The 23,829-nt window shown below is 38.3% G+C and carries 24 protein-coding genes; 19 read left to right on the top strand and 5 right to left on the bottom strand.

Annotation, left to right across the window (positions count from 1 at the left end; translation table 11 throughout):
- Positions 1 to 77: 77 nt before the first annotated feature.
- Positions 78 to 989, top strand: a complete 912-nt coding sequence (locus PYV58_RS08495) for a bestrophin family protein (RefSeq protein ID WP_004822414.1) — start codon at positions 78 to 80, stop codon at positions 987 to 989.
- Between the two features lie 147 nt (positions 990 to 1,136).
- Here PYV58_RS08495 and prmC read toward each other — a convergent pair whose 3' ends face one another.
- Together prmC and prfA are read right to left on the bottom strand one after the other, a co-directional pair.
- A complete protein-coding gene (prmC, locus tag PYV58_RS08490) occupies positions 1,137 to 1,955 on the bottom strand; it encodes a peptide chain release factor N(5)-glutamine methyltransferase (RefSeq protein ID WP_034613446.1) in 819 nt (272 codons plus the stop codon).
- Positions 1,955 to 3,043: a peptide chain release factor 1 gene (gene prfA, locus PYV58_RS08485; RefSeq protein WP_004719378.1), complete on the bottom strand. Its 1,089-nt coding sequence runs from the start codon at positions 3,041 to 3,043 to the stop codon at positions 1,955 to 1,957. The genes prmC and prfA overlap by 1 nt, the downstream gene beginning before the upstream one ends.
- A gap of 390 nt (positions 3,044 to 3,433) precedes the next feature.
- On the opposite strand from prfA, the gene PYV58_RS08480 reads away from it, so the two are divergent.
- From PYV58_RS08480 to PYV58_RS08455, 6 genes are all read left to right on the top strand, one after another.
- A complete protein-coding gene (locus PYV58_RS08480) occupies positions 3,434 to 3,865 on the top strand; it encodes a hypothetical protein (protein WP_004822418.1) in 432 nt (143 codons plus the stop codon).
- Between the two features lie 303 nt (positions 3,866 to 4,168).
- Complete coding sequence (locus PYV58_RS08475; protein WP_034613441.1) at positions 4,169 to 4,708, top strand: glycine zipper domain-containing protein; 540 nt, start codon at positions 4,169 to 4,171, stop codon at positions 4,706 to 4,708.
- A gap of 163 nt (positions 4,709 to 4,871) precedes the next feature.
- Complete coding sequence (locus PYV58_RS08470) at positions 4,872 to 5,885, top strand: LLM class flavin-dependent oxidoreductase (RefSeq protein ID WP_004822422.1); 1,014 nt, start codon at positions 4,872 to 4,874, stop codon at positions 5,883 to 5,885.
- Positions 5,886 to 6,122: 237 nt separating this feature from the next.
- Entirely contained in the window at positions 6,123 to 6,605 is a 483-nt protein-coding gene (gene yiaA, locus PYV58_RS08465; RefSeq protein WP_034613439.1) for an inner membrane protein YiaA, read from the top strand.
- 213 nt (positions 6,606 to 6,818) lie between these two features.
- Positions 6,819 to 7,748, top strand: coding sequence for a ferritin-like domain-containing protein (locus PYV58_RS08460; protein WP_034613436.1), 930 nt, complete (start codon positions 6,819 to 6,821; stop codon positions 7,746 to 7,748).
- 17 nt (positions 7,749 to 7,765) lie between these two features.
- Positions 7,766 to 8,323, top strand: a complete 558-nt coding sequence (locus PYV58_RS08455) for a hypothetical protein (RefSeq protein ID WP_034613434.1) — start codon at positions 7,766 to 7,768, stop codon at positions 8,321 to 8,323.
- A gap of 50 nt (positions 8,324 to 8,373) precedes the next feature.
- Here PYV58_RS08455 and PYV58_RS08450 read toward each other — a convergent pair whose 3' ends face one another.
- Positions 8,374 to 9,126: a hypothetical protein gene (locus tag PYV58_RS08450; protein ID WP_227504230.1), complete on the bottom strand. Its 753-nt coding sequence runs from the start codon at positions 9,124 to 9,126 to the stop codon at positions 8,374 to 8,376.
- A 112-nt stretch (positions 9,127 to 9,238) separates the two neighbouring features.
- Positions 9,239 to 10,075: a pyruvate, water dikinase regulatory protein gene (locus PYV58_RS08445; protein ID WP_004719361.1), complete on the bottom strand. Its 837-nt coding sequence runs from the start codon at positions 10,073 to 10,075 to the stop codon at positions 9,239 to 9,241.
- Positions 10,076 to 10,229: 154 nt separating this feature from the next.
- Here PYV58_RS08445 and ppsA point away from each other — a divergent pair, with 154 nt between their 5' ends.
- From ppsA to PYV58_RS08400, 9 genes are all read left to right on the top strand, one after another.
- Positions 10,230 to 12,608, top strand: a complete 2,379-nt coding sequence (gene ppsA / locus PYV58_RS08440) for a phosphoenolpyruvate synthase (RefSeq protein WP_004719359.1) — start codon at positions 10,230 to 10,232, stop codon at positions 12,606 to 12,608.
- A gap of 375 nt (positions 12,609 to 12,983) precedes the next feature.
- Positions 12,984 to 13,763, top strand: a complete 780-nt coding sequence (locus tag PYV58_RS08435) for an RDD family protein (protein ID WP_034613420.1) — start codon at positions 12,984 to 12,986, stop codon at positions 13,761 to 13,763.
- Positions 13,764 to 14,058: 295 nt separating this feature from the next.
- Positions 14,059 to 15,123 (top strand): ubiquinol oxidase subunit II, encoded by a 1,065-nt coding sequence (gene cyoA / locus PYV58_RS08430; protein WP_004822435.1) that lies wholly within the window; start codon positions 14,059 to 14,061, stop codon positions 15,121 to 15,123.
- A 3-nt stretch (positions 15,124 to 15,126) separates the two neighbouring features.
- On the top strand, positions 15,127 to 17,118 hold the full coding sequence (cyoB, locus tag PYV58_RS08425; protein ID WP_004719352.1) for a cytochrome o ubiquinol oxidase subunit I: 1,992 nt from the start codon (positions 15,127 to 15,129) through the stop codon (positions 17,116 to 17,118).
- Positions 17,119 to 17,122: 4 nt separating this feature from the next.
- Entirely contained in the window at positions 17,123 to 17,743 is a 621-nt protein-coding gene (gene cyoC / locus PYV58_RS08420; RefSeq protein WP_004719350.1) for a cytochrome o ubiquinol oxidase subunit III, read from the top strand.
- On the top strand, positions 17,740 to 18,066 hold the full coding sequence (cyoD, locus tag PYV58_RS08415; protein ID WP_171066910.1) for a cytochrome o ubiquinol oxidase subunit IV: 327 nt from the start codon (positions 17,740 to 17,742) through the stop codon (positions 18,064 to 18,066). The genes cyoC and cyoD overlap by 4 nt, the downstream gene beginning before the upstream one ends.
- Before the next feature lie 6 nt (positions 18,067 to 18,072).
- The gene (cyoE, locus tag PYV58_RS08410; protein WP_004719345.1) at positions 18,073 to 18,951 is read left to right on the top strand and encodes a heme o synthase; all 879 of its coding nucleotides are present in this window, start codon (positions 18,073 to 18,075) and stop codon (positions 18,949 to 18,951) included.
- 86 nt (positions 18,952 to 19,037) lie between these two features.
- Positions 19,038 to 21,170: a hypothetical protein gene (locus PYV58_RS08405; RefSeq protein WP_034613417.1), complete on the top strand. Its 2,133-nt coding sequence runs from the start codon at positions 19,038 to 19,040 to the stop codon at positions 21,168 to 21,170.
- 7 nt (positions 21,171 to 21,177) lie between these two features.
- Positions 21,178 to 21,927, top strand: coding sequence for a DUF3142 domain-containing protein (locus PYV58_RS08400; protein ID WP_034613412.1), 750 nt, complete (start codon positions 21,178 to 21,180; stop codon positions 21,925 to 21,927).
- 60 nt (positions 21,928 to 21,987) lie between these two features.
- Here the strand turns inward: PYV58_RS08400 and PYV58_RS08395 are convergent, their stop codons facing one another.
- Positions 21,988 to 22,473: a hypothetical protein gene (locus PYV58_RS08395; protein WP_034613411.1), complete on the bottom strand. Its 486-nt coding sequence runs from the start codon at positions 22,471 to 22,473 to the stop codon at positions 21,988 to 21,990.
- Positions 22,474 to 22,739: 266 nt separating this feature from the next.
- On the opposite strand from PYV58_RS08395, the gene rpsF reads away from it, so the two are divergent.
- The 3 genes from rpsF to rplI are packed head-to-tail and all read left to right on the top strand — an operon-like array spanning position 22,740 to position 23,821.
- Complete coding sequence (rpsF, locus tag PYV58_RS08390; RefSeq protein ID WP_004719337.1) at positions 22,740 to 23,126, top strand: 30S ribosomal protein S6; 387 nt, start codon at positions 22,740 to 22,742, stop codon at positions 23,124 to 23,126.
- An 11-nt stretch (positions 23,127 to 23,137) separates the two neighbouring features.
- Positions 23,138 to 23,365 carry a 30S ribosomal protein S18 gene (gene rpsR, locus PYV58_RS08385; protein ID WP_004719336.1) on the top strand — a complete coding sequence of 76 codons (228 nt, stop codon included), beginning with the start codon at positions 23,138 to 23,140 and terminating at the stop codon, positions 23,363 to 23,365.
- A gap of 9 nt (positions 23,366 to 23,374) precedes the next feature.
- On the top strand, positions 23,375 to 23,821 hold the full coding sequence (gene rplI / locus PYV58_RS08380) for a 50S ribosomal protein L9 (protein WP_004719333.1): 447 nt from the start codon (positions 23,375 to 23,377) through the stop codon (positions 23,819 to 23,821).
- Positions 23,822 to 23,829 lie beyond the last annotated feature (8 nt).

Raw genomic sequence — 23,829 nt, 5'->3', positions numbered from 1 at the left:
TTTAAATTGCTTATTTGCAACTTGCATTTCTGCTTTTCTCTATGAAACACTGTCACAGTAATAGTAAGGTAGACAGTATGATCATTCGTGATAAAAGTAACAGCTTCGCACTTCTCTTTGCTTGGCACGGCACCATTCTTCCCAAAGTCTTACCCGCATTAACTTTTGTTGTGCTGATCTCGACAGTTCTGGTTTACCTATCATCACATCACTATTTTACAATTCCTGCTGTACCTGCAATTGGGTTTACCGTGTTCGGGATTATCCTTTCTATTTTCTTAAGCTTTAGAAATACTGCATGTTATGATCGTTGGTGGGAGGGTCGTAAACTCTGGGGTGCTTTGATTGCAACCTCACGCCATCTTTCTCGTGACACGCATGTTTTGCAAGAAAACCAGCGTAAAGTTTTAATGTATCGTGTGATGCTATTTACCCGTTTATTAAGAAATCGTTTACGCAATCAAAATCAGTCCATTGAATTTTATAAAAATAAAGTTGATTTAGATGAATTAAGCTTTAGCCAACTGGCAAACCACATTAATGCTGCACAATTTGTTTTAGAAGAAATCCAAAAATCTTTAGTGCAATCACTTAAATCAGGTGAAATTTCTGACATTATCTATCAAGGTTTAAATCATCATATTGTTGCAATGGGTAATATTCAGGCTGGCTGTGATCGCATTCTAACCACCCCATTGCCTTATTCTTATTCAGTCTTATTACATCGCACAGTATATTGCTTTTGTTTGATTTTGCCGTTTAGTTTAGAAGCAAGTTTAGGGATTTGGACACCCGTCATCGTCAGTTTAATTGCTTATTTATTTTTGGGACTAGATGCTTTGAGTGCTCAGCTTGAAGAACCATTTGGCCTACAAGAAAATGATTTACCTTTAGATTCAATTACTCGTTTAATTGAAAGAGAAATGCACAGCTCTCTGGGTGAAAAACTCTTAGAGCCGATTCAATTGGTGAAAAGTAATTTGACTTAGCTGGTTTTTCTAAAGGCTATATTTCCCCTTAGCTTTAAAATACAGCGAATTCTTTTAATACTTTTTATTCGCCAATAAAAAAGACTTTGTTGGATAAGCGCAACCACCGCCATCGAACAAAGTCTTTTTAGATATAGCAATGCAAAACTAATTTGGCCACTGACCTAACGTGACACGATCATTACCGCCATAGTCTTTAACAGTTCTGACCTGTTTAAAACCAGCACCTTTAAAAATGTTTTGTACCGCTTCAGCTTGATCATAACCATGCTCAAGTACGATCCAACCTTGAGTCGCCAACCATTTTTTACCTTGCTGAACAATATGTTCAATATCCGCCAAACCATGCTGCTCAGCAACCAAAGCTCGTTCAGGCTCAGAAGCAAGATGCGGCATATGCTCATCATCAGCATCAATATAAGGTGGATTAGAAACTATCACATCAAAAAATTGACGATTCAAAGCTTTAAACCAACTTCCTAGAAAAAACTTGACCTGCCCCAAGTCATGCTTTTCAGCATTATGTAAAGCAACCTCTAAAGTCGGTTCATAAATATCTGTGGCAATAATAGACCAATTTGGACGCTCACTTGCCAGCGATAATGCGATCGCACCTGTACCCGTACCTAAATCAACCATACGAGTATCTTCAGGCAAATCAAGATTTAAAACCGTTTCAACCAATACCTCAGTATCTGGACGAGGAACTAAAGTATCTTTGGTAACGGTTAAATCCAAAGTCCAAAATGGTTGTGAGCCAGTTACATAAGCCAAGGGTTCACCCGCAGCAATCCGCGCTAGACCCTCGACATATTGCTGTTCTTGCTCAGCAGTTAATTCTTGCGTAGATTTAAGTGACAAATCAAAAGCATCAATTTTTAAAATATGCTCAAGTAACCAAGCATTTTCTTGACGCTCATAACTTTCAGCTTCTCCACGTAAGGCCAAAGCCTGTGCAATATTCATTAACCACCATTTTGTTGTGCAAGCATCGCCAACTGATCTGCTTGATATTCGCGATGTAAGCTGTCAAGTAGCTCAGTCAAATCACCTTCCATTACTGCATCTAACTTATATAAAGTTAAATTGATACGGTGATCTGTCATACGACCTTGTGGATAGTTATATGTGCGGATACGTTCCGAACGATCCCCTGAACCCACCAAATCACGACGCATTTCGGATGTTGCTGCATCGGCTGCAGCACGTTTCGCATTCTCTAAACGTGAAGCCAGTAACGCCATCGCTTTTGCTTTGTTTTTATGCTGTGAACGTTCATCCTGACATTCCACCACAGTACCTGTTGGAAGATGGGTAATACGTACAGCAGAATCAGTTTTGTTAATGTGCTGACCACCCGCACCAGAAGCACGGTAAGTATCGATACGTAGATCCGCAGCATTAATCTCTACTGTGGTGTCTACATCAACTTCTGGAAGAATTGCCACAGTACATGCCGAAGTATGTACACGACCTTGTGACTCAGTGGCTGGAACACGTTGTACACGATGCGCCCCACTTTCAAACTTCAAGCGACCGTAAACACCTTCACCATTCACTAGACAGATAATCTCTTTATATCCGCCATGCTCGCCTTCATTTTCAGATAAGATTTCAATACGCCAGTTTTGAGTTTCAGCATATTTACTATACATACGGAATAAGTCACCTGAGAAAATCGCTGCTTCATCACCACCGGTACCAGCGCGGATTTCCAAATATGCCGAGTTGGCATCATTTGGGTCTTTAGGAATCATGAGAATATTTAACTCAGCTTCAAGTTGTTCAATTAAAGCTTTGTTCTCTTTGATTTCCTCAACAGCCATATCCTTAAAATCTGGATCAGTTAACATTGCTTCTGCTGTTTCAATATCTTCTTCAGCTTGCTTGTACTTTTTCCAAACATCGGTAATTTCTGATAAATCATTATGCTCACGGGACAAATTACGAAAACGCTTATTGTCTGAAATAACTTCAACATCTGCCAATAATGCTTCTAACTCTTCATGTCGATCACAAAGTTGGTCTAATCGTAAACGTAACGATTCTTTCATTTTAAATACATTCTCAAGCTAAGCCTTACCAAAAAACATCGAGCTTTATAACAGCCCATTTAAAATTGGTAAGAAAATTCTAAAATTGTGCCTAGTTTACCGATTCTGCCATTTAAATGACACATTTATATAAGCACCATCAAGATAAGCTGTAGAATTTATAACAATATGATCCGCATGATTTTTGATTAGATGCTTTTATTCTCCATTATTCATGCTATTTGTTGACTAATATGGGTGTTTTAAAATCACTTTTAATAGAAAACATACATTCAGATACCAAACGCTATCAATTTTCAGATCCCTCTCCACATTTTTTGGAAAAATTTTTGTTACATTTGCCACATCGAATAGAGATAGAACTGTCCAGATAAGGACATGGAGCAACACATGAAATTTAATACGATCATATTTAGTACTGTATTGGCAGTAACTTCAATATTTACAGTAAGTGCTCATGCTGATAACTCAACACGTATTGCAGCAACTTCTGCTCTAGGTAGTGTCGTTGGTACTGCTGTAGGTAAACAAATCGGTGGTAACACTGGCGCAATGATTGGTTCAGCAGTAGGCGGTGCAGGTGGTGCAGCAGCATCAACCAATAGAAAAGACCGTACTGCGGCTGCAATCGGTGGTGGTTTAGGTGGTGTTGGTGGTTATACCGTAGGTAAAAATATGGGTGGTACCACAGGTGGTTATATTGGTGCTGCTGCTGGTGCGGCGGGTGGTTCGGTTCTCGGTAAAAAAGTTTCTCAAGACCGCCATGCAGATCAACGTAAGTACAATAAAAAGTACTACAAAAAACACCGTCGTCATCACTAATTGATCCGTGAATGATATCAAGCACCTTCGGGTGCTTTTTTGTTTTGTTTCATCTTAGATAAACTGTCAATCGTGTAGAACTACAAGTAATGATTCATAGCTTAATATTGATTGTACAAAATAAGGTTTTACTTAAAATTAAGTTTAATATTCACATAATATGAATAAATTAATCAGCCAAATATACAATCCACACACAAAACACAGAAATTGCTTACATTCAAATCCATAATTATTGCTAAATGTTTCGTTATTCTAGCCTCAAGTTAAAGAATTCGAAGAAGCTTCGATCAGGAGTTTAAAATGAAATTACAAGCAATCCTTGGTACAACTGTAATTGCAGCAACAATGATGACGACTGCGCATGCAGGCAACTCAACCAATACAGCATTAACATCTGCACTTGGTGGTGTGGTGGGTGCTGCGATTGGCCAACAAATGGGTGGTTCAACAGGCGCGATGATTGGTTCTGCAATCGGTGGCGGTGTTGGCGCAGGCGCTTCATCAAATAAACGTGACCGTAATGGTGCGATCATCGGTGGTGCTTTAGGTAGTGCTGGTGGTTATACCGTAGGTCGTAATGTGACGGGTACTTCAACTGGTGGCTATATTGGCGCAGGTCTTGGTGCTGCTGGTGGTTCGGCATTAGGTCAAAAAGTCAGTGACGACCGTCGTTATGATGACCGCTATGACAACCGTTATGGACGTTATAATGATCGATATGATCGTGGCGGTTACCGTAATGTTGATTATCGCTACAATGACCGTGGCTATCGTAAAGACAATGGCAACCATTATGGTCACTACAAAAACAAGAATCATTGGAATAACTGGAAAAATTAATTTCAGTCCAAAATTAATATCCAATTATTTAAATCAAGCACCTTCGGGTGCTTTTTTTGGATAATAAAATCAACATCAAAACCACCAAATATCGACAATTTTCGATATACATTTGCACACTTATATCGTATTATTTCGATATATATTATTTTCGAGTTTAAAAATGTCGTCTTTAACAGATACCGCATTAAAGAATACGAAGTTCTCTATCCTAGAACTCGCACCTGTTCGAGAAGATCAAACAGTTGAGTTTTCTCTTAAGCATGCATTGCAACTTGCTCAGCATGCAGAACAGTTAGGCTTTGATCGCCTTTGGTTAGCTGAACATCATAATATGGACGGTATCGCCAGCTCCGCAACTGCTGTATTGCTGGGTTACATCTTAGCCAATACAAAAAATATTAAAGTGGGCTCGGGAGGGATTATGTTACCCAACCATGCACCTTTAGTGGTTGCTGAACAGTTTGGTACCTTGGCAACACTCTATCCAAATCGTATTGAACTCGGCTTAGGTCGTGCGCCCGGAACAGATCCAACCACCATGCGTGCATTAAGACGTGGTCGTCAAGAAACAGAAGAGCAATTTCCACAAGATGTTTTAGAAATTTTAAGCTATTTCGCCGATGCAGTGCCTCAGCAAAGAATTAAAGCAACACCTGGGCAAGGTACGCATGTGCCTGTGTGGCTTTTAGGATCGAGTCTTTTTAGCGCACAACTGGCGGCTAAATTAGGGCTTCCTTATTCATTTGCCTCACATTTCGCACCGAGAATGTTAGGACAAGCCATTCAGCTCTATCGTGACAATTTTGAACCATCCGCCTATTTAGATAAACCGTTTGTATCTATGGGGGTTCCTACTGTGGTCGCCCAAACCGATGAGGAAGCAGAGTATCTAGCCACAAGTGTGTATCAACGTATTCTTGCATTACTGACAGGACAAAGTTTAAAACTGAAACCGCCTGTAGCAACAATGGAAGGCCGATGGTCAGCATCAGAGAAAATGTCAGTACAAAACTTCTTAGGTATGGCGCAAATTGGCTCACCAGACACAGTGAAGAACGGTTTAAAGCAACTTTTAGAAAAATATCAGGTAGATGAATTTATTTTCACTTGCGATATTTATGATACACAGAAGCGCCTAGACAACTTTAGTTTATTGATGGATTTAAAAAAATAATACAAATCAATCATGTTTTCCTCTTTACCAAAATGAAATGACAAATTTCATTTTGGTTTTTTTTGATTTAACTGTTCTATAGCTGAAATATCCAATTGATTTAAAATACTATTTATTATTTCCCACACTTAAACTCTATTTGAATTAGCTCTCATAAATTGAAAAGATTTGCCATCTCATTTCAAATCAGCATAATAGAACATAGAAAAATCAGTAAAATAGTAATAAGGAACAACAATGAACCAATATATCAATAAACCCACCCCTGCTTTTATTGCAGTCAGTTGGGTGGCTTTACTTGCTGGTGCGGCAGCCTACTGTGTCGGTTTATTCAATGCACAAATTCTATTAAATGAAAAAGGCTATTATTTAATCCTGATCCTTTATGGTCTATTTTCTGCTGTTTCACTACAAAAAGTTGTTCGGGATAAACTTGAAGGTCAGCCAGTCACAGCAATTTATTATGGACTATGTTGGGCTTCAGTGGTGATCTGTATCGTTCTGCTCGCATTGGGTTTATGGAATGCGACCATGGCACTCAGTGAGAAAGGTTTTTATATCATGGCTTTTTTACTTAGCCTCTTCGGCGCTGTTGCTGTACAAAAGAATATTCGAGACTTGGAATATCTCAGAACAAATTCACAGCCTGAATTGCCTCAGCCCCACCCTGTTCAACAAGTTGAAGTTAAAGAACTTGAAACACCAGAAGATAAATTTTAATTGTTAAACAATCTATTGCTCCAAATGATAAGACTTGTCCTTTTATGACAAGTCTTTCTTTTTATCTCAATCACTTAGCTAAATTTTCACATTCAAAATCAAACCATTACTGGGTTGATATTTTTCATCATTCCACAATGAATATCTTTGCCAATTGATTCACAGAAATATTAAATAAAATGCAATGAAATCCTTATTTTTGATAGATTTGCTATGGCTTCAATTGACTTAGAAAAAATGTTAGATAAAGTCAAAAACACACAATGGACTTTATCCGATATTGATTGGGATGCACCAGGCCGTGAGCTGGTTACAGCTGAACAATGGCCAAAACTTAAAGACTTTATGGCAGATCTGATGTGGATTGAGCATGTAGGTGCCCGTGCATTTTCAGCAATGTCAAAAAAAGCGCCAACGGCAACTTTACGGGAGATGTACGCCATCTTTCATGCCGAAGAACAACGCCATGCCAATGCAGAAATGGCGCTCATGAAACGCTGGGGAATGTTAGATGGTGATATCCCTAAACCAAATAAAAATTTACGCTTGATTATTGAATGGCTAGATACCTATGCCGATGAAATGCCTTTTTATATTTTAGGCGCAGTGATTCCCATGCTTGAAGTGGCTTTGGATGGCGCTTTATGTACCTTTTTATTGGATACTGTAGATGATCCAGTTTGCCACCAAGCCTTTGAACTGATTAATGGCGATGAAGCACGGCATTTAGGTGTGGGTTTCAGTGTAATGGAAGCACAAGGGATCAATAAAAGCGTCATTGAGCTTGCCCAAATGGCTGCACGAGTAATCGACCCACGTTTGATGCTGGGTATTTTGGCCTACTTACCATTAATCAATAAAATGCGTGACAACGTCATTAAGCTCGGGCTTCCTGAAGAAAAATTATATGCAGCAATGAATAAATTTTCGAAAATTGGCGGAAGAACAGTGGAAGGACGCCGTAACCCGTGGTTTCAAATCATTCAATTTCATGGCAAAAATGTAGTAGATCGCAATAAAAAATGGTTCCATATCCCGATTGATGCCATGGTTAGCGTGACTGACAAGATTCCTGAAAAGTCTTTACCTAAAGTCCCAAGTTGGATATATCAATTAACGTCAGAACCCACTGCGACCAATTAGTATAAAAAGGAAATAATATGCTCGATAGGAAAAAGAGTCAAAATGAAGGTTTTTTTCAAAATCAGCCGGAATTTTTTAAGCATTATAAAGGTAAAATTATTGCATCTACTGAGATTAAACTCACCGATTTTACCGGTTTAAACGTGGCAATTATTGGTGCAAATCAACTTACAGTCACACACCTTAGCCACGTTTTAAACAGTGCTGAATTTGTAAAAGTGTTTCAAATCACACCCGCTTTTATTTTACCGCAAACTGAAAAAGGGGTTCAAAAGTTAATTTCGCACCCTTTGATTATCAAAAATCGTCGTTTGTTTAATCATCGTGTTAAATCAATGTTGGCGATTCGTTATCTAGAGTCGCAAGTTCAGGAACAATGGTTAAAACGTCAGTTGATGCCGAACTCTGCGTTAAAGAGTAAAGTATTTTTAAAATCAGATACTTACTACACAGCATTACAACATAAAAACTGTAAATTAATCACTTGGCCAGTCGTTAAAATTACTGAAAATGCAGTACAAAGTATGGAAGGAATTGAACATTTAGTGGATGTGATTATTACCACTTACGAATAATAGTTTGAGAAGGTTTGAATTTAAGAGGCTTTTAGGCCTCTTTTATTTAATTATTTGACCACACCACTGTAACGATAACCCTGTGGAGCTTTTTGATAACGTAAATAGTTATTGGTCAATTTTCCTGAAGCATTCACCACCAATATATCAATATTTTTTAAGTCTTTTGAGATACGGATAAAATCTTCAGCAGAACGCTCCCATTCCTGACAATCATTTTCAACACCAATTGAATCAAGTTTTTGAGTCTTGGTTTCAAAAATGGGGTGCGCGACAAATTTGCCGTTGTTCAATATAAAGGAGTTAATGCGATAGCCCCTTGAACAAGTACTATTAATAAATAGACTGGTGACTAAATAAACGTCCTGATTTTTAATTTTGACTTGCGCAATTTTATCGATAAATCCCACTTGAGCTAACTCTTGGGACGCCAATCCATTGCTTCGCTTCACCTGAATTAAACTATATGGTTCTCTCATCGTTCCCCCAGCAGAAACGTCCATTGTATAAAATTTGATTTTTCGATCAGGGCTGTAATGGATATCCAGCATATTTTTTTCAGTGAGTTTTGCAAACGAATATGCAAAACTCGATGAATCATTTTTTATTTTATTTTCAATTTCATTGGAAATTTTTTCATTGTACTGATCGCATTCAGCACGTCCTGAACAGGTTTTTTGATAATATTTTTCAACCAACCCATTTTCAAATTTGCTCAATGATTCAGCATTGGTTTGTTGTGCAAATATACTTTGTCCACTTACAAGTATGAAAAATGAACTCACTTTTAATATCTTATTCATATAACAAATCACACTATAAAAAATAATAAACATAAAAGAAAAAGAGCCAAATCTTGATTCAGCTCAATACTGTTGTTACACCACAACACACATCAAAAAATATAATGATGGATTATCCAATACGACGTTTTAGACCTGTCATTTGTAAAACGCGTGTTGAAATTTCTTCAATCGACATCTCTGAAACATTTAAATATTTAATCCCTTCAGAAATATAGATCCCTTCAACAGCACGCAGCTCCATCTGACACTGCGAAAAGCTCGCATAGCGACTATTGGCTTTACGTTCAGAACGAATGGCAACGAGACGTTCAGCATCAATCATCAAACCAAATAGTTTATTTTTATGTTCTTTCAGTACCGCAGGTAAGCGATTATCGTCTAAATCTTCTTCGGTCAATGGGTAGTTTGCAACTCGAATACCAAACTGCAAAGATAAATAAATTGAAGTTGGAGTTTTACCAGAACGCGATACCCCGATCAGGATTAAATCTGCTTTGTCATAATGGCGGGTACGTGCCCCATCATCGTTATCCAAAGCAAAATGAACAGCATCAATACGTGCTTTATACGACTCAGAATCCGTCACAGCATGGGTTTGTCCGACTAAAGTTGTAGGCGGTGTACCTAAAACGTCCGACAACTTACTAATAAGCCCTTCAAAAACATCAAGATTTACAGCATTTGCAGTGTTAATAATGTCACGAACATAAGGGTCAACCAAAGTATCGAATACCAAAGGTTGTTGACCATCTTTATCCGCCCTTTTATTGATTTCTTCGACTACATTCATTGCAGCTTCTTCAGAGGTAATATAGGGAATAATATGGATATCAAACTTTACATGAGGAAATTGCGCTAATAATGAATGCCCAAGGGTTTCAGCCGTAATCGCTGTACCATCAGAAATAAAAAATACGCTCCGCTTTATTTGGTTACTTTCTGACATTAAAAATCTCCTCAAACATTTGTCTTAGCGATGTATAATCTTTATAGTAAGCCCATCTTACATGACTATCACTTAGTTGAATCAAAATGCTAAGTTTTTTGTTATAATTTCATGCCAAGATAGTGATTAATACTGCATAAGTGGAGTAACAACTTTGGAAGCACGCGTAATCGGTCTGGAAAAACTAGGTAAACACGACGTTGAGATCGTGGGTGGTAAAAACTCTTCACTTGGGGAAATGATCAGTCATTTAGCAAATGCTGGTGTATCGGTTCCAGGTGGATTTGCAACGACTGCTGATGCATATCGCGAATTCCTAGAGCAAAGTGGCCTAAATGCTAAAATCAATGCAGAACTTGCAGCATTAAATGTTGATGATGTAATCGCACTGGCAGAAACTGGTGCAAAAATCCGTCAATGGATTGTAGAAACTCCACTTACTACAGGTCTAGAGACTGAAGTTCGCGAAGCATTTGCTGCCCTTTCTAACGGTAATCCTGACATCGCTGTTGCGGTACGTTCTTCTGCAACTGCTGAAGACTTACCAGATGCTTCATTTGCGGGTCAACAAGAAACTTTCTTAAACATTCGTGGGATCGACAACGTTCTTATCGCAATTAAAGAAGTTTTTGCTTCACTTTATAATGACCGTGCCATTGCTTACCGTGTACACCAAAATTTTGCACATGATATTGTTGCGCTTTCTGCTGGTATTCAGCGTATGGTTCGCTCTGAAACGGGTGCTGCAGGTGTAATGTTTACACTTGATACAGAATCTGGTTTCCGTGAAGCAGTATTTATTACTGCTTCTTACGGTTTAGGGGAAATGGTTGTACAAGGTGCAGTAAACCCTGACGAATTCTATGTTTCTAAGCCACTTCTAAGAAATGGCAAACATGCCGTTATTCGCCGTAATCTTGGTTCTAAACACCAAAAAATGATTTATGGTGAAGAAGGTGCTGCGGGTAAATCTGTTGTGGTTGTTGATGTTGAAAAAACAGATCGTCAGCAATTTGCTTTAAATGATTTAGAGCTTCAAGAACTTGCTAAACAAGCCTTGATCATTGAAGAACATTATCAAGCGCCGATGGATATCGAATGGGCAAAAGACGGTGATGATGGCCAAATCTATATCGTTCAAGCACGCCCTGAAACGGTAAAAAGCCGTGAGAATGTCGGCACAATGGAACGTTACCTCCTTAAACAAAAAGGTACAGTTCTTTGTGAAGGTCGTTCAATTGGTCAACGTATTGGTTCTGGTAAAGTTCGTATCGTTACCTCAATTAAAGAAATGGACAAAGTACAAGAAGGTGATGTTCTTGTATCTGACATGACTGACCCAGATTGGGAACCAGTGATGAAACGTGCGGCTGCAATTGTAACTAACCGTGGTGGTCGTACTTGTCATGCGGCAATTATTGCCCGTGAACTTGGTGTTCCTGCCATCGTAGGTTGTGGTAATGCAACAGAAGTGCTTGTTGATGGTCAAGAAGTCACTGTTTCTTGTGCTGAAGGTGATACAGGCTTTATTTATGAAGGTGCGTTAGATTTCGAAATTCAACGTAACTCGATCGAATCTATGCCTAAACTTCCGTTCAAAATTATGATGAACGTAGGTAACCCTGACCGTGCATTTGACTTTGCTCAAATTCCAAACGAAGGGATCGGTCTTGCACGTTTAGAATTCATCATCAACCGTATGATTGGTGTGCATCCAAAAGCGTTGTTAAACATCGACAGCCTACCACGCGAAACACGTGCGGCAGTTCTGGCACGTACTGCAGGTTATGCATCACCGATTGAATTCTATGTTGAAAAATTGGTTGAAGGTATTTCTACCCTTGCAGCTGCATTTGCTGACAAACCAGTGATTGTTCGTATGTCTGACTTTAAGTCAAATGAATATGCGAACTTGATTGGTGGTAAGCTTTACGAGCCTGAAGAAGAAAACCCAATGCTTGGTTTCCGTGGTGCGAGCCGTTATGTATCTGATAACTTCCGTGACTGCTTCGAACTCGAATGCCGTGCATTGAAAAAAGCACGTGATGAAATGGGTTTAACCAACATTCAAATCATGATTCCTTTTGTACGTACAGTATCTGAAGCGAAACGTGTTATTGAGTTATTGGCTCAGAACGGTCTTAGACGTGGTGAAAACGGTCTTAAAGTGATCATGATGTGTGAGTTACCAACAAACGCATTACTTGCTGAACAGTTCCTTGAACACTTCGATGGTTTCTCTATCGGTTCAAATGACTTAACTCAGCTAACACTTGGTTTAGACCGTGACTCTGGTATCGTTTCTCACTTGTTTGACGAACGTGATCCAGCAGTAAAAGCATTACTTTCTATGGCAATTCATGCTTGCCGTAAAGCGGGTAAATATGTAGGTATCTGTGGTCAAGGTCCTTCTGATCACCCTGATCTTGCAAAATGGTTAATGGAACAAGGTATTGAATCTGTTTCATTAAACCCAGACTCAGTTTTAGATACTTGGTTCTTCCTTGCTGAAGAAAAGATTAAACAATCTTAATCAAAGCCGTTTAAAAAGACCCTCTAGCAGGGTCTTTTTTATGTATATTTTTTTAAACTTTGATTTTAATATTCTATTAAATATCAGGTTTAAGATTGCTAGTTTTTAACGTAGATGCAAACATTCAATATATCGTTGGTGTATTCAGTTTTCACATCTGTGTTTGAATGTTAAACCAAGTTTTCGGGTCACCCTTCTGCTGCTAAATAGGTTAATTTTTCTTGATATTTTAAGATTTCGTGTAAATTTAATGTTAATACATTCAAAAATCTAGTATACATAGTGGTTTAAAAAAGTAGGTGAACAAAGTTGCGGTTATGTTCATTTTCATCTACCAATTTTGTACTTTTAGATTTATTTTGAGAATTGAGTTTTATGCAAATTTACTTGGCGAGAAATAACCAACAAGCTGGCCCGTATTCAATTGAACAACTGAATCAAATGCTTGCAAGCCAGCAAGTACTTTTAACAGATTTAGCTTGGCATCAAGGATTAACGGAATGGAAAGCGCTTGGTGAACTTACACAAGGTAAACTTGTTTATGAGCCTATTGGTTATGTCACACCAACGTCATCAAACAACGAACAAATTGATCGTCAACAAAATCCGGCTATCACCAATATAAAAATTGAAAAAAGTACAAAAAAAATCATTAAAGCAGCACCTGTAGGTAAACGAATCTCAGCCAAACTTATCGATTTTGCCCTTTTGTTTTTACCCCAATTCATCGCTATTGCTTATTTTATGCCTGAAGATGCAATCAAAGTTGCTTCAGATGGTTTTTCAGTAGACAACCAAGTTAAAATTGCTGAAATGATCAGCCAAAGTATGCCAGCCTATCTGAATATTGCTCTGATGGTCTTTGTACTTATTCTCTTGATCACTCAATGCTTTATGATTACCAAATTTGGGCAATCTATTGGTAAAAAAATATTCAAACTGCAGATTGTTGATGTCAATACCAATCAATTGCCAGGGTCGCTAAGAGGATTTTTTGTTCGTTCATTTTTATTTCTTATCCTGTCTCAAGTTATGAGCGTATTACCTCTGATTGCCATCATTTTCATTGTTGATTTGTTCATGTTTTTCTCTAAAGAGAATTATGCATTACATGATCGTATTTCTAAAACCAAAGTTATTGATCTTTCAGAATAATTCAAATGGCGGTTATACCGCCATTTTTTATCGCTAGCCAAGCACAAAATAATAATTTATGTTTTTGTTTTCCTTATAATTCCGACTAAAAATATCAGGTATTTTTACATCAATATATTCAACCTCTATGTATAGCTAAGTTTGACGATATGAGGCATAATGCCCTACAACGTAGCGGTGTCAGATCATTGAGAATGTTTTCTATTTAGAAATAATAGTCATTTTCAATCATGCGGCACTTTAATCGCTATCCCATATTTATATAGGGAATGGGACTCTTCACCGAGGTTGTAAAATGAGACAAACGACTTTAGCTGTATTGTCTTTATCTGCGATCGCCGCACTCTTAACTGGGTGTGGTGGTGATATAGTACTTCTAAACTCTAAAGGTCCAGTCGCTGAAGGTCAAAGTAGCCTGATGATGACTGCGATCTACTTAATGCTATTGGTCGTAATTCCTTCGATCTTGATGGCATTGTGGTTTGGTTGGAAATATCGCGCGTCAAATAAAGATGCAGACTATAAACCTACATGGGCACACTCTACTGCGATTGAAATTGTAGTATGGGGTATCCCGTGTATTATTATTGCTATTCTTGCGTATTTAACATGGTGGGGTTCACACAAATATGACCCTTACAGACCATTAACGAATACTCAAGGTCAGATGGAAGAACATTTAAAAATTCAAGCAGTCGCTGAACAGTTTAAATGGGTATTTATCTATCCTGAACAACAAATAGCTACAATTAACGAAGTTCGTTTCCCAGTCAATAAACCAATTGAATTTCAAATCACTTCTAACTTTACAATGAACTCATTCTTCATTCCTAAGTTAGCAGGTCAGGTTTATGCAATGGCAGGTATGCAAACTAAGTTACATATGCTTGCAGAACATCCAAGTCCAGCAGATGGCTACCGTGGATTCTCAGCAAACTATAGCGGCTATGGCTTTACGCAAATGCGTTTCAGAGCTCATGCTGTTTCAGATGCTGACTTCAACACTTGGGTAGACGCTATTAAAGCAGGTAAAGGTACTTCAATTAATCCTGAAGCGATCCAAAAAACCACGCTTGATGCGACTGAATTTGCTACGCTCAAAGATGGTGATCGTTCTAAACACCAAATTGAAGCAATGCTGAACAATGCGCATACTCCAGAAGAACTTAAAGCTGCACACGAAGCTGAACGTAAAGGTCCATTCCCTACTAAGCCTCATCCTGTGACTTATTATTCTTCAGTTACGCCTGACTTGTTCAAAAGCATTATCAACACTTACATGAGCAACTACCATGGTGCAGACCATGCAGGCGCTGAACATGCAGGTGCTGAACATGCAACTGCTTCTGTAGGGGAATAAGACATGTCTTTGTTATTAGGTAAACTCAATTGGGATGCAATCCCTAAAGAGCCGATTGTACTTGTAACAATGGTCATTATGGCTCTTGGTGCAATTGCAGTTTTCGGCGGTATCACCTATTTCAAAAAATGGGGTTACCTCTGGAATGTATGGTTTAAATCTGTAGACCATAAAAAAATTGGTATTATGTATATCCTTGTGTCTGTTGTGATGCTACTTCGTGGTTTCGCAGATGCAATCATGATGCGTCTTCAACTGTTCCTTGCAAAAGGTGGCGGTGAAGGTTACTTACATCCAGACCATTACGATCAGATCTTCACCGCACATGGTGTAATCATGATCTTCTTCGTAGCAATGGGTCTTGTTGTTGGTATGATGAACATCACTGTACCACTTCAAATTGGTGCGCGTGACGTTGCATTCCCATTATTAAACTCTGTGAGCTTCTGGTTATTTGCTGGTGCTGCTGGTTTGATGATGGTTTCACTAGTATTAGGTGAGTTTGCTGCAACAGGTTGGATGGCTTATCCACCTCTTTCTGGCATTCAATATTCTCCTGGTGTTGGTGTTGACTACTATATCTGGGCTCTTCAGGTTTCTGGTCTAGGTACGCTTTTAACCGGTGTTAACTTCTTTGTTACCATCATCAAAATGCGTGCACCTGGTATGAAACTTATGGACATGCCGATCTTTACTTGGACTGCACTTTGTACAGCAGTATTGATCATTGCATCTTTCCCAGTATTGACTGCAACAATTGCAATGTTAACGCTAGACCGTTACTTCGGTTTCCACTTCTTCACCAATGAGCTTGGCGGTAGCCCAATGCTTTATGTGAACTTGATTTGGACATGGGGTCACCCAGAAGTATATATCTTAGTATTACCTGCTTTTGGTCTTTACTCTGAAATCGTTTCAACGTTCTCTCGTAAAACGTTGTTCGGTTACAAGTCTATGGTGTATGCAACGATTGCGATTACAGTACTTGCTTTCGTGGTATGGTTACACCACTTCTTTACCATGGGTGCTGGTGCCAACGTTAACGCGTTCTTCGGTATCATGACCATGATTATTGCGATTCCTACTGGTGTGAAAATCTTCTCATGGTTATTCACTATGTATAAGGGTCGTATTACCTTTACATCACCAATGTACTGGACACTTGGCTTCCTTGTGACTTTCGGTATCGGTGGTTTAACGGGTGTATTGATGGCTGTTCCACCAGCTGACTTCTTGGTACACAACTCTTTATTCTTGATCGCTCACTTCCATAACGTAATTATTGGTGGTGTTGTATTCGGTATGTTCGCAGGTATCACTTTCTACTGGCCAAAAATGTTTGGTTGGAAGTTAAATGAAACTTGGGGTAAAGCATCGTTCTGGTTCTGGTTCTTTGGTTTCTATTTTGCATTCATGCCACTTTATATCCTTGGTTTCATGGGTATGACACGTCGTTTGAATACATATGACAACCCTGAATGGGACCCATACTTAGCAATTGCTTTGTTTGGTGCTGTGCTTGTAGCAATCGGTATTGCTTGTTTCTTAATGCAAGTTATTGTTGGTTTCTTACAACGTCACGACAACATGGACAACACAGGCGATCCATGGGATGGTCGTGTACTTGAATGGTCTACTTCATCCCCTGCTCCGTTCTATAACTTTGCTGAAATTCCAAAAATCAATGGTATTGATACTTTCTGGAATGACAAAGAGAATGGTGTAGCGTATGCACGTCCTGAGAAATATGAAGATATTCATATGCCAACTGACCGTGCTGCTGGTTTTGTTATTGCCTTGTTCATTACAGCAATGGGCTTCGCTTTAATCTGGCATATTTGGTGGTTAGTCGTTGCAACTTTCCTTGGTGCTGTTATCAGCTTCATCGTAAGTTCATTCACTAAAAAAGTGGACTACTACGTACCAGCTGCTGAAGTAGAACGTATCGAAAACGAGCGTTATGCTTTACTTGAAAAACACTTGAAGAAGGACTAAGGATATGGCTGAAGTACTTCATCACGACAACCACGGACACGATGAACATCATCATCACGATGATACAGACATCACCGTCTTTGGTTTCTGGACATACTTGATGAGTGACTTGATTTTATTCGGTACACTCTTCATCGCGTTCGCTGTATTAAGCAGTCATATTCCGCCTGGTACTCCAAGTCCAAAAGAGTTATTTGGTGAGTCTTTAGGTTTCGTACTTGTTGAAACCTTTGCTCTCTTGATTTCTTCTGTGACTTTCGGTTTTGCGGTACTTGCTTCTTACAAGAAAAATGTCAACCAAGTGCTTATGTGGTTAATTATCACTTGGCTCTTTGGTGCAACATTCATCGGTATGGAACTTTATGAATTTAATCATTTAGTTCACGCTGGTCATGGTCCTACCCACAGTGCGTTTTTATCTGCGTTCTTTACCCTTGTAGGTACGCATGGTATCCACGTAACATCTGGTTTGGTCTGGATGATCGTGTTAATGGTTCAAATCAAGAAAAATGGTTTGACTGTTCCAAATACACGTCGTCTTGCTTGCCTAAGTTTGTTCTGGCACTTCCTTGACATCGTTTGGATCTGTGTATTCAGCGTAGTTTATTTACTGGGAGCTTTATAATGAGTCATGATCATAATGCTGCTGGTGCTTCGCACGGAAACATCAAACAATACTCTATCGGCTTCATTCTTTCTGTCGTATTGACCATCATCCCTTTCGGGATGGTGATGAAAGGAATGACTGGTGGTGCAGTTGTTGCAACGATTGCGATCACTGCGATTGCTCAAGTTCTTGTACAATTAGTTTTCTTCTTGCACATGAATTCATCTTCTGAACAACGCTGGAATGTGATTGCATTCATCTATACGATTCTGACGATTGCAGTTCTCTTAATTGGTTCTGTATGGATCATGAACTACTTACATTCAAACATGATGCTCTAGGGTGTCATGTTGAAAAAATATCTATTCCTGACTAAGCCAGGAATTCTCTTTGGTAACTTCGTTACCACTTTGGGCGGCTTTTTCTTAGCCGCTCAAGGTTCTGTAGATTTCCTTTTACTTCTCATCACATTACTAGGTACTACGCTTGTCGTTGCCTCTGGCTGTGTGGTGAATAATGTCATTGACCAAGACATTGACCAAAAAATGCAACGTACAATGAATCGTGCGCTCGTCAAAAAAACCATCAGCCCAACAGTTGCTTTAATTTTTTCTGCTGTGCTCGGTTTAATTGGCTTTGCTTTGTTGTGGTTTTTTGTCAACGCCTACGCATTTGGCTTTGCTGTACTCGGCTTTGTTGTGTATGTGATTTTTTATAGTCTTTGGAGTAAACGTACTACCATTCACCAAACTGTGATTGGAAGTATTTCTGGCGCAAGCCCTCCTGTAATTGGATATACTGCTGTTTCCAACGGATTTGATGTTGCCGCTTTGCTGATTTTTTTAGCTTATGCACTCTGGCAAATGCCACATTCTTGGGGAATTGCAATCTATCGATTTGATGATTATAAAAATGCAAATATTCCAATTTTACCTGTAGCCCGTTCAATTTTTCGCACGAAAGTTGAAAGTTTAATTTACGTTATTCTGTTTGCTGCAGTTTTAAATGGATTGTATTGTTTTGGCTATACCAACATTTTCTTCCTTATTACCTTTAATGCTTTATGTGCCTATTGGGTATATTTATCGATTATTGGATTTAAAGCTGAAAATGATCAGGTCTGGGCAAAAAAATACTTTTTGTATTCCGTCATTCTAATTACAGCGCTCAGTGTGAGCTTTAGTTTTAGTTATGTCTCCCCTGCACCTCATTTGCCACTGTTTTAAAAAAAGATAGAGTTCTCTCTATCTTTTTTTTATCTGCATAAATAAAATTAAAATATTAAAATTTTTATTATAACGATAGGCACTTTATGCTTTTTAACAATAAAACACTGCAATATTTCTTTCTTGTCGGTTTACCTTTGGTAGTTCACCCTACTTCTAGCTTTGCTGGCGCTGCAGAAGAAATCGCATCACCAACTTTTGACCTAAACAACAATCAATATCGTATATTAAATCTCCCCATACTCTATCCAGCCAATGACAATAGAACCAACATGATGCTACTGCTAAGTGACAAAGGTTTAGCAAGTATCAAAGCATTTGAAGTTGATAAAATGAGTTTATGGGATACGTCTAGTGGCTTAGCCCCTTTTTACCCAACCGAACTAACTCAAGCATCTGAAAATAAGATTCCAAACAAACGTACTTTTTATGATGCAAATGATCACGTCTATGATGAGCGCTGTATAACGCTCAAATCTGGTGCTGAAGTTTTTCTTCAACAAGTTTCAAATCACAAGAAAATATCTCAAAACGAAAAAAGCAGCTTGTTAGAACAACGAAATCAGATCAAAGATTGTCAACAAACTATTCCATTGATTCAGGTCAATGCACAATGGACACAATCCGCTCAACAGTATGCTTCTTATTTAAATGGGATCATTTTATTTTACAAAGCTAACTATTCCTCAGCAACTAAAATATTTACAGCACTAAGCCAAGTTGATGACCCTTGGTTAAAAGAAACAGCTCAATACATGCTCATCCGCACATCATTAAATGAGTTGTATAGCCAGTCATTAGGAACGTATGGTGATTTAGATACTCAGAAAGTTGATCAAGCACTTCTTAAAACTTTTTTTAATCGCATTACTGATTATTTTAAGCTTTACCCTAAAGGTCAATACGTAGCCAGTGCTAGAGGCTTTTTACGCCGAGGCTACTGGATTGCCAATCAACAAGATGCGCTAGTCAAAGAGATGATTTGGCAGATGGATCACCCCAGATCAGATTATTACAATCTCGATATGTCCACATTGGCGGCCGAAATAGATCGCAAGGTATTTGGTTTAGAAAACTTCAACGCAAAAACACTCAACGATCCTTTCTTTTTAGCCATCTATGATCTGATGTATATGCGTCAGAGTGATTCTACGCAGTACCGGCCAATTAGCTGGTCCGAGTTAAATGTACAAAAACCTGTATTTAAGGAGCAACCTGAGTTGTTCCGTTATTTACAAGCCGTTCATTTGTATTTTATTCAGAAAAAACCGCAAGATGCGTTAAATTATTTACCGAAACAAAAACCTAATTCCATTCAAAATTATTTAGAACTCAGCCAATATACGCTTAAAGGAGTCATTCTTGAAAAAAGTAGTGATAAAAATCTGGTTGAACAATATTGGGATCATTTACTCGCAATTTCTGCTAATCCTTATCAAAAAGCTTTGGCAGAAGTCGCCCTAGCGATTCACTATAAAAACACCAATAACCAAAATGCCTTTTTAGGAAATCATTCAAAAATCAAACAAGCAAGCTTACAGAAAGCATTCATTACTCAAATTGCCGATGTCAAAGCTTTAGAAAGTATCATTACTGCCAAAGACAGTTCAGCTGATAAAAAGAATCTGGCTTTATATACATTATTAGATAAAAGCTTAATGAGTCAAAACTATGCGGTATTCAATAAAGCATATACTACATGGTTACCTCAAGATGCCTCAGAATACAAAGCATACAACAGCAAAATTAAAGCTTATAAGTCAGAACCCCACTTCGAAGTTTTTGTTTGGAATGGTCATGAAATTACACCAACGCTCAAATGCCCTAAATTAAGCACCTTAACAGCTGGCTTAGAAAAAAATCCAAAAAATTTAACTTATCGTTTATGCCTAGGCGAATATATGCGTAATCAAGGCACTGCTTTAGAAAATTTTTATGGTGACTATTACTATGGTCCAAGTTTTAGCCAGCCGAAAAATGCCTTTATAGGTGAAACTTTTAGTCGTGGTGAAGTTTATAAAGAAATTATTAAATCGAATTCTAAAAGTGAATTACAAGCTTATGCACTTTATCGTGCTGTTATGTGCTATTCGCCGAGTAGTATAAATGTCTGTGGTGGAAAAGAGGCCACAAAATCCACACGCAAACAATGGTTCGCACAAATTAAAAGTGACTATCCAAATACCATATGGGCAAAATCTTTAAAATATTATTGGTAGTTGATTCATGCTTAAACAGATTTTCTCGGTTCTACTGACAATCCAATGTTGTTTAGGATTAATGGCGTGTCAACCGAGTCAATCCGCAACAGCCTCAGATCAGGTCAATGCAAATGACTATAATGCCTTTTGGATTTGGGGAAATATTAAGTCTGCGCCTTATTTAAGTAAAGCAAAGGAAATCTATATCTTACAAGGTGAAGTTAGGCTGGAGAAAAATTCCAACCAATCTATCTTGATCCAGCAAGGCATTTCTGTGGTTAAAATTCCACATCAAAAAGTATGGTTAGTTTTTCGAAATCATCATTTAAATTGGCAAGGCGCTGAAATAGAAAAAATTTTACAACGCGTCCGACAGTGGGAAAGCGCAGGCAATCACATTCAAGGTATTCAAATCGACTTTGATGCACCAACTAAAAATTTAAAAGCATATGGCTTATTTCTACAACAGCTTAGAAAGCAGTTACCACAGCATTATCAACTCAGCATCACCAGTTTGATGGATTGGGCCAATCTGCGTGATCCAGATACACTAAGGCTATTTAGAGAAAATATTGATGAAATGGTGATTCAAACCTATCAAGGCTCTACGACTATTCCAAATTATCAGACTTATTTAACCAAGGCTTCAACATTGAAACTGCCTTATAAAATTGGCTTGGTACAACATGGTAAATGGGATCAGCAACTTAAATTTGATACTGATCCAAACTTTAAGGGTTTTGTGGTGTTTTTATTACCACAAAATAAATCATGAATTAATCTAATCAATAAATTCACGTTTTTATTCAATTTAACATCTAATTGAGTGACCCAATTAACTTCCAAAAAAAACAGAATCATGCTCAAACCGAGCAAATAACGCATCCATTTTTCCCGCATATTTCATATCCAGTTGATCCCATAATTTTTTCGGAAGTGGAATAAATTCTAATGTGTCGGAACCATCAGAAGCTTTACAGAAACGGATTTCATACTCAGGTTGTAAAATTTCATTGAGTGACCGTAGTGTGGTATCCCGATCAGCACCTTCTCCTTGATAAGGAATCAACAATGATTTTTCACCATAATGAATTGTGATGCTAAAACCTTGTTGATTATCAGCATTTTCAAGTTCAGCAGACAATTGTCCAGTTTCTAAAATATTTTCACAATAGCCAATAATTGCATCATCCTCTTCTCTCCAATCCACCACCATGACAATGTCATAACGACCATCAAAAACATCAAAGTAGAAGTCTTGTGTAGGGTTTTCAATATAAGAATCAATGGTTTCAAGTTTTTCAGTACTGTAGTTTGTCATTTTAGCGATCCATATTTTTATTCATTTTCAATCTAAATAGGTACAAGATGAAATTCAATCTCGGGTCTGTAAAATTTTAGTGGTTATTCCAATAAATATTTGAATATTAAATTGTGTTTGCGCGCAAACTTTCCTATAATAGGCGCTCGCAATTTTTGCGGCACAATCTACTGGCTTTTAAACTGTTGTTTAAAGTTTATGCTGATTGTGACTCCTTGCTTCAATCTTTTTAAGGTTGGGGCTGTATAAACCGTAAGGAGCTGACAATGCGTCACTACGAAATCGTAATTCTGGTACACCCAGACCAAAGCGATCAAGTTGTGGGAATGGTAGAACGCTACATTTCTCACATCAAAGATGCTGAAGGTCAAATTCACCGTCTTGAAGATTGGGGCCGTCGCCAATTGGCTTACCCAATTAACAAAATCCATAAAGCGCATTACATTTTAATGAACATTGAATGTAACCAAACTACGCTTAATGAATTAGAAGAATTGTTCCGTTATAACGATGCAATCCTTCGTAACGTGATTATCCGTCGTGAAAACGCAATCACTGAAGAATCTTTACTCGCTAAGAGTGCTGAAGAAAAACGTGCGCGTAAAGCTCAACGTGAAGAAGCACAACAAGCTCAAGATTCTGTTGAAGCATAAGGAGAACATCAATGGCACGTTTTTACCGTCGTCGCAAGTTCTGCCGCTTTACAGCTGAGAACGTTACGTACATCGACTACAAAGATATCGACACTTTAAAACAGTACATCACTGAAAACGGCAAGATTGTTCCTAGCCGTATTACAGGTACTAAAGCTCGTTACCAACGTCAATTAGCGCTTGCTATCAAACAAGCTCGCTATTTAGCGTTGATTCCTTACACTGACAATCATAAGTGAGGTTGAGCCGTGGATATTATTTTATTACAACGCATTAAAAACCTTGGTAAATTAGGCGATAAAGTTTCAGTTAAAGCTGGTTACGGCCGTAACTACCTTATCCCTCAAGGTAAAGCAGTTGCAGCGACTGAAGCGAATACTGCTGCATTTGAAGCTCGTCGTGCAGAACTTGAGAAAGGTGAAGCTGAAGTTTTAGCTGCTGCTCAAGCACGTGCTGACCAATTGAACGAAGTAAACATCGTTATCACTGCGAAAGCTGGTGATGAAGGTAAATTATTCGGTTCAATCGGTACTCGTGATATCGCTGACGCGTTAACAAATGCTGGTCTTGTTGTTGACCGTGCTGAAGTTCGTTTACCGAACGGTGCACTTCGTCACACTGGCGAATTTAACATCGCAATCCAATTGCATCATGATGTTACTGCTGAAGTTCTCGTTACTATCGTATCTGAGTAATTTCTTGC

Origin of the sequence: Acinetobacter sp. TAC-1, from assembly GCF_029025845.1 — a bacterium.
In the GTDB taxonomy this organism is placed as follows: Bacteria; Pseudomonadota; Gammaproteobacteria; order Pseudomonadales; family Moraxellaceae; genus Acinetobacter; species Acinetobacter guillouiae.
The sequence above is the reverse complement of the archived record's forward strand: the minus strand, read 5'-3'. Positions and strand labels throughout refer to the sequence as shown.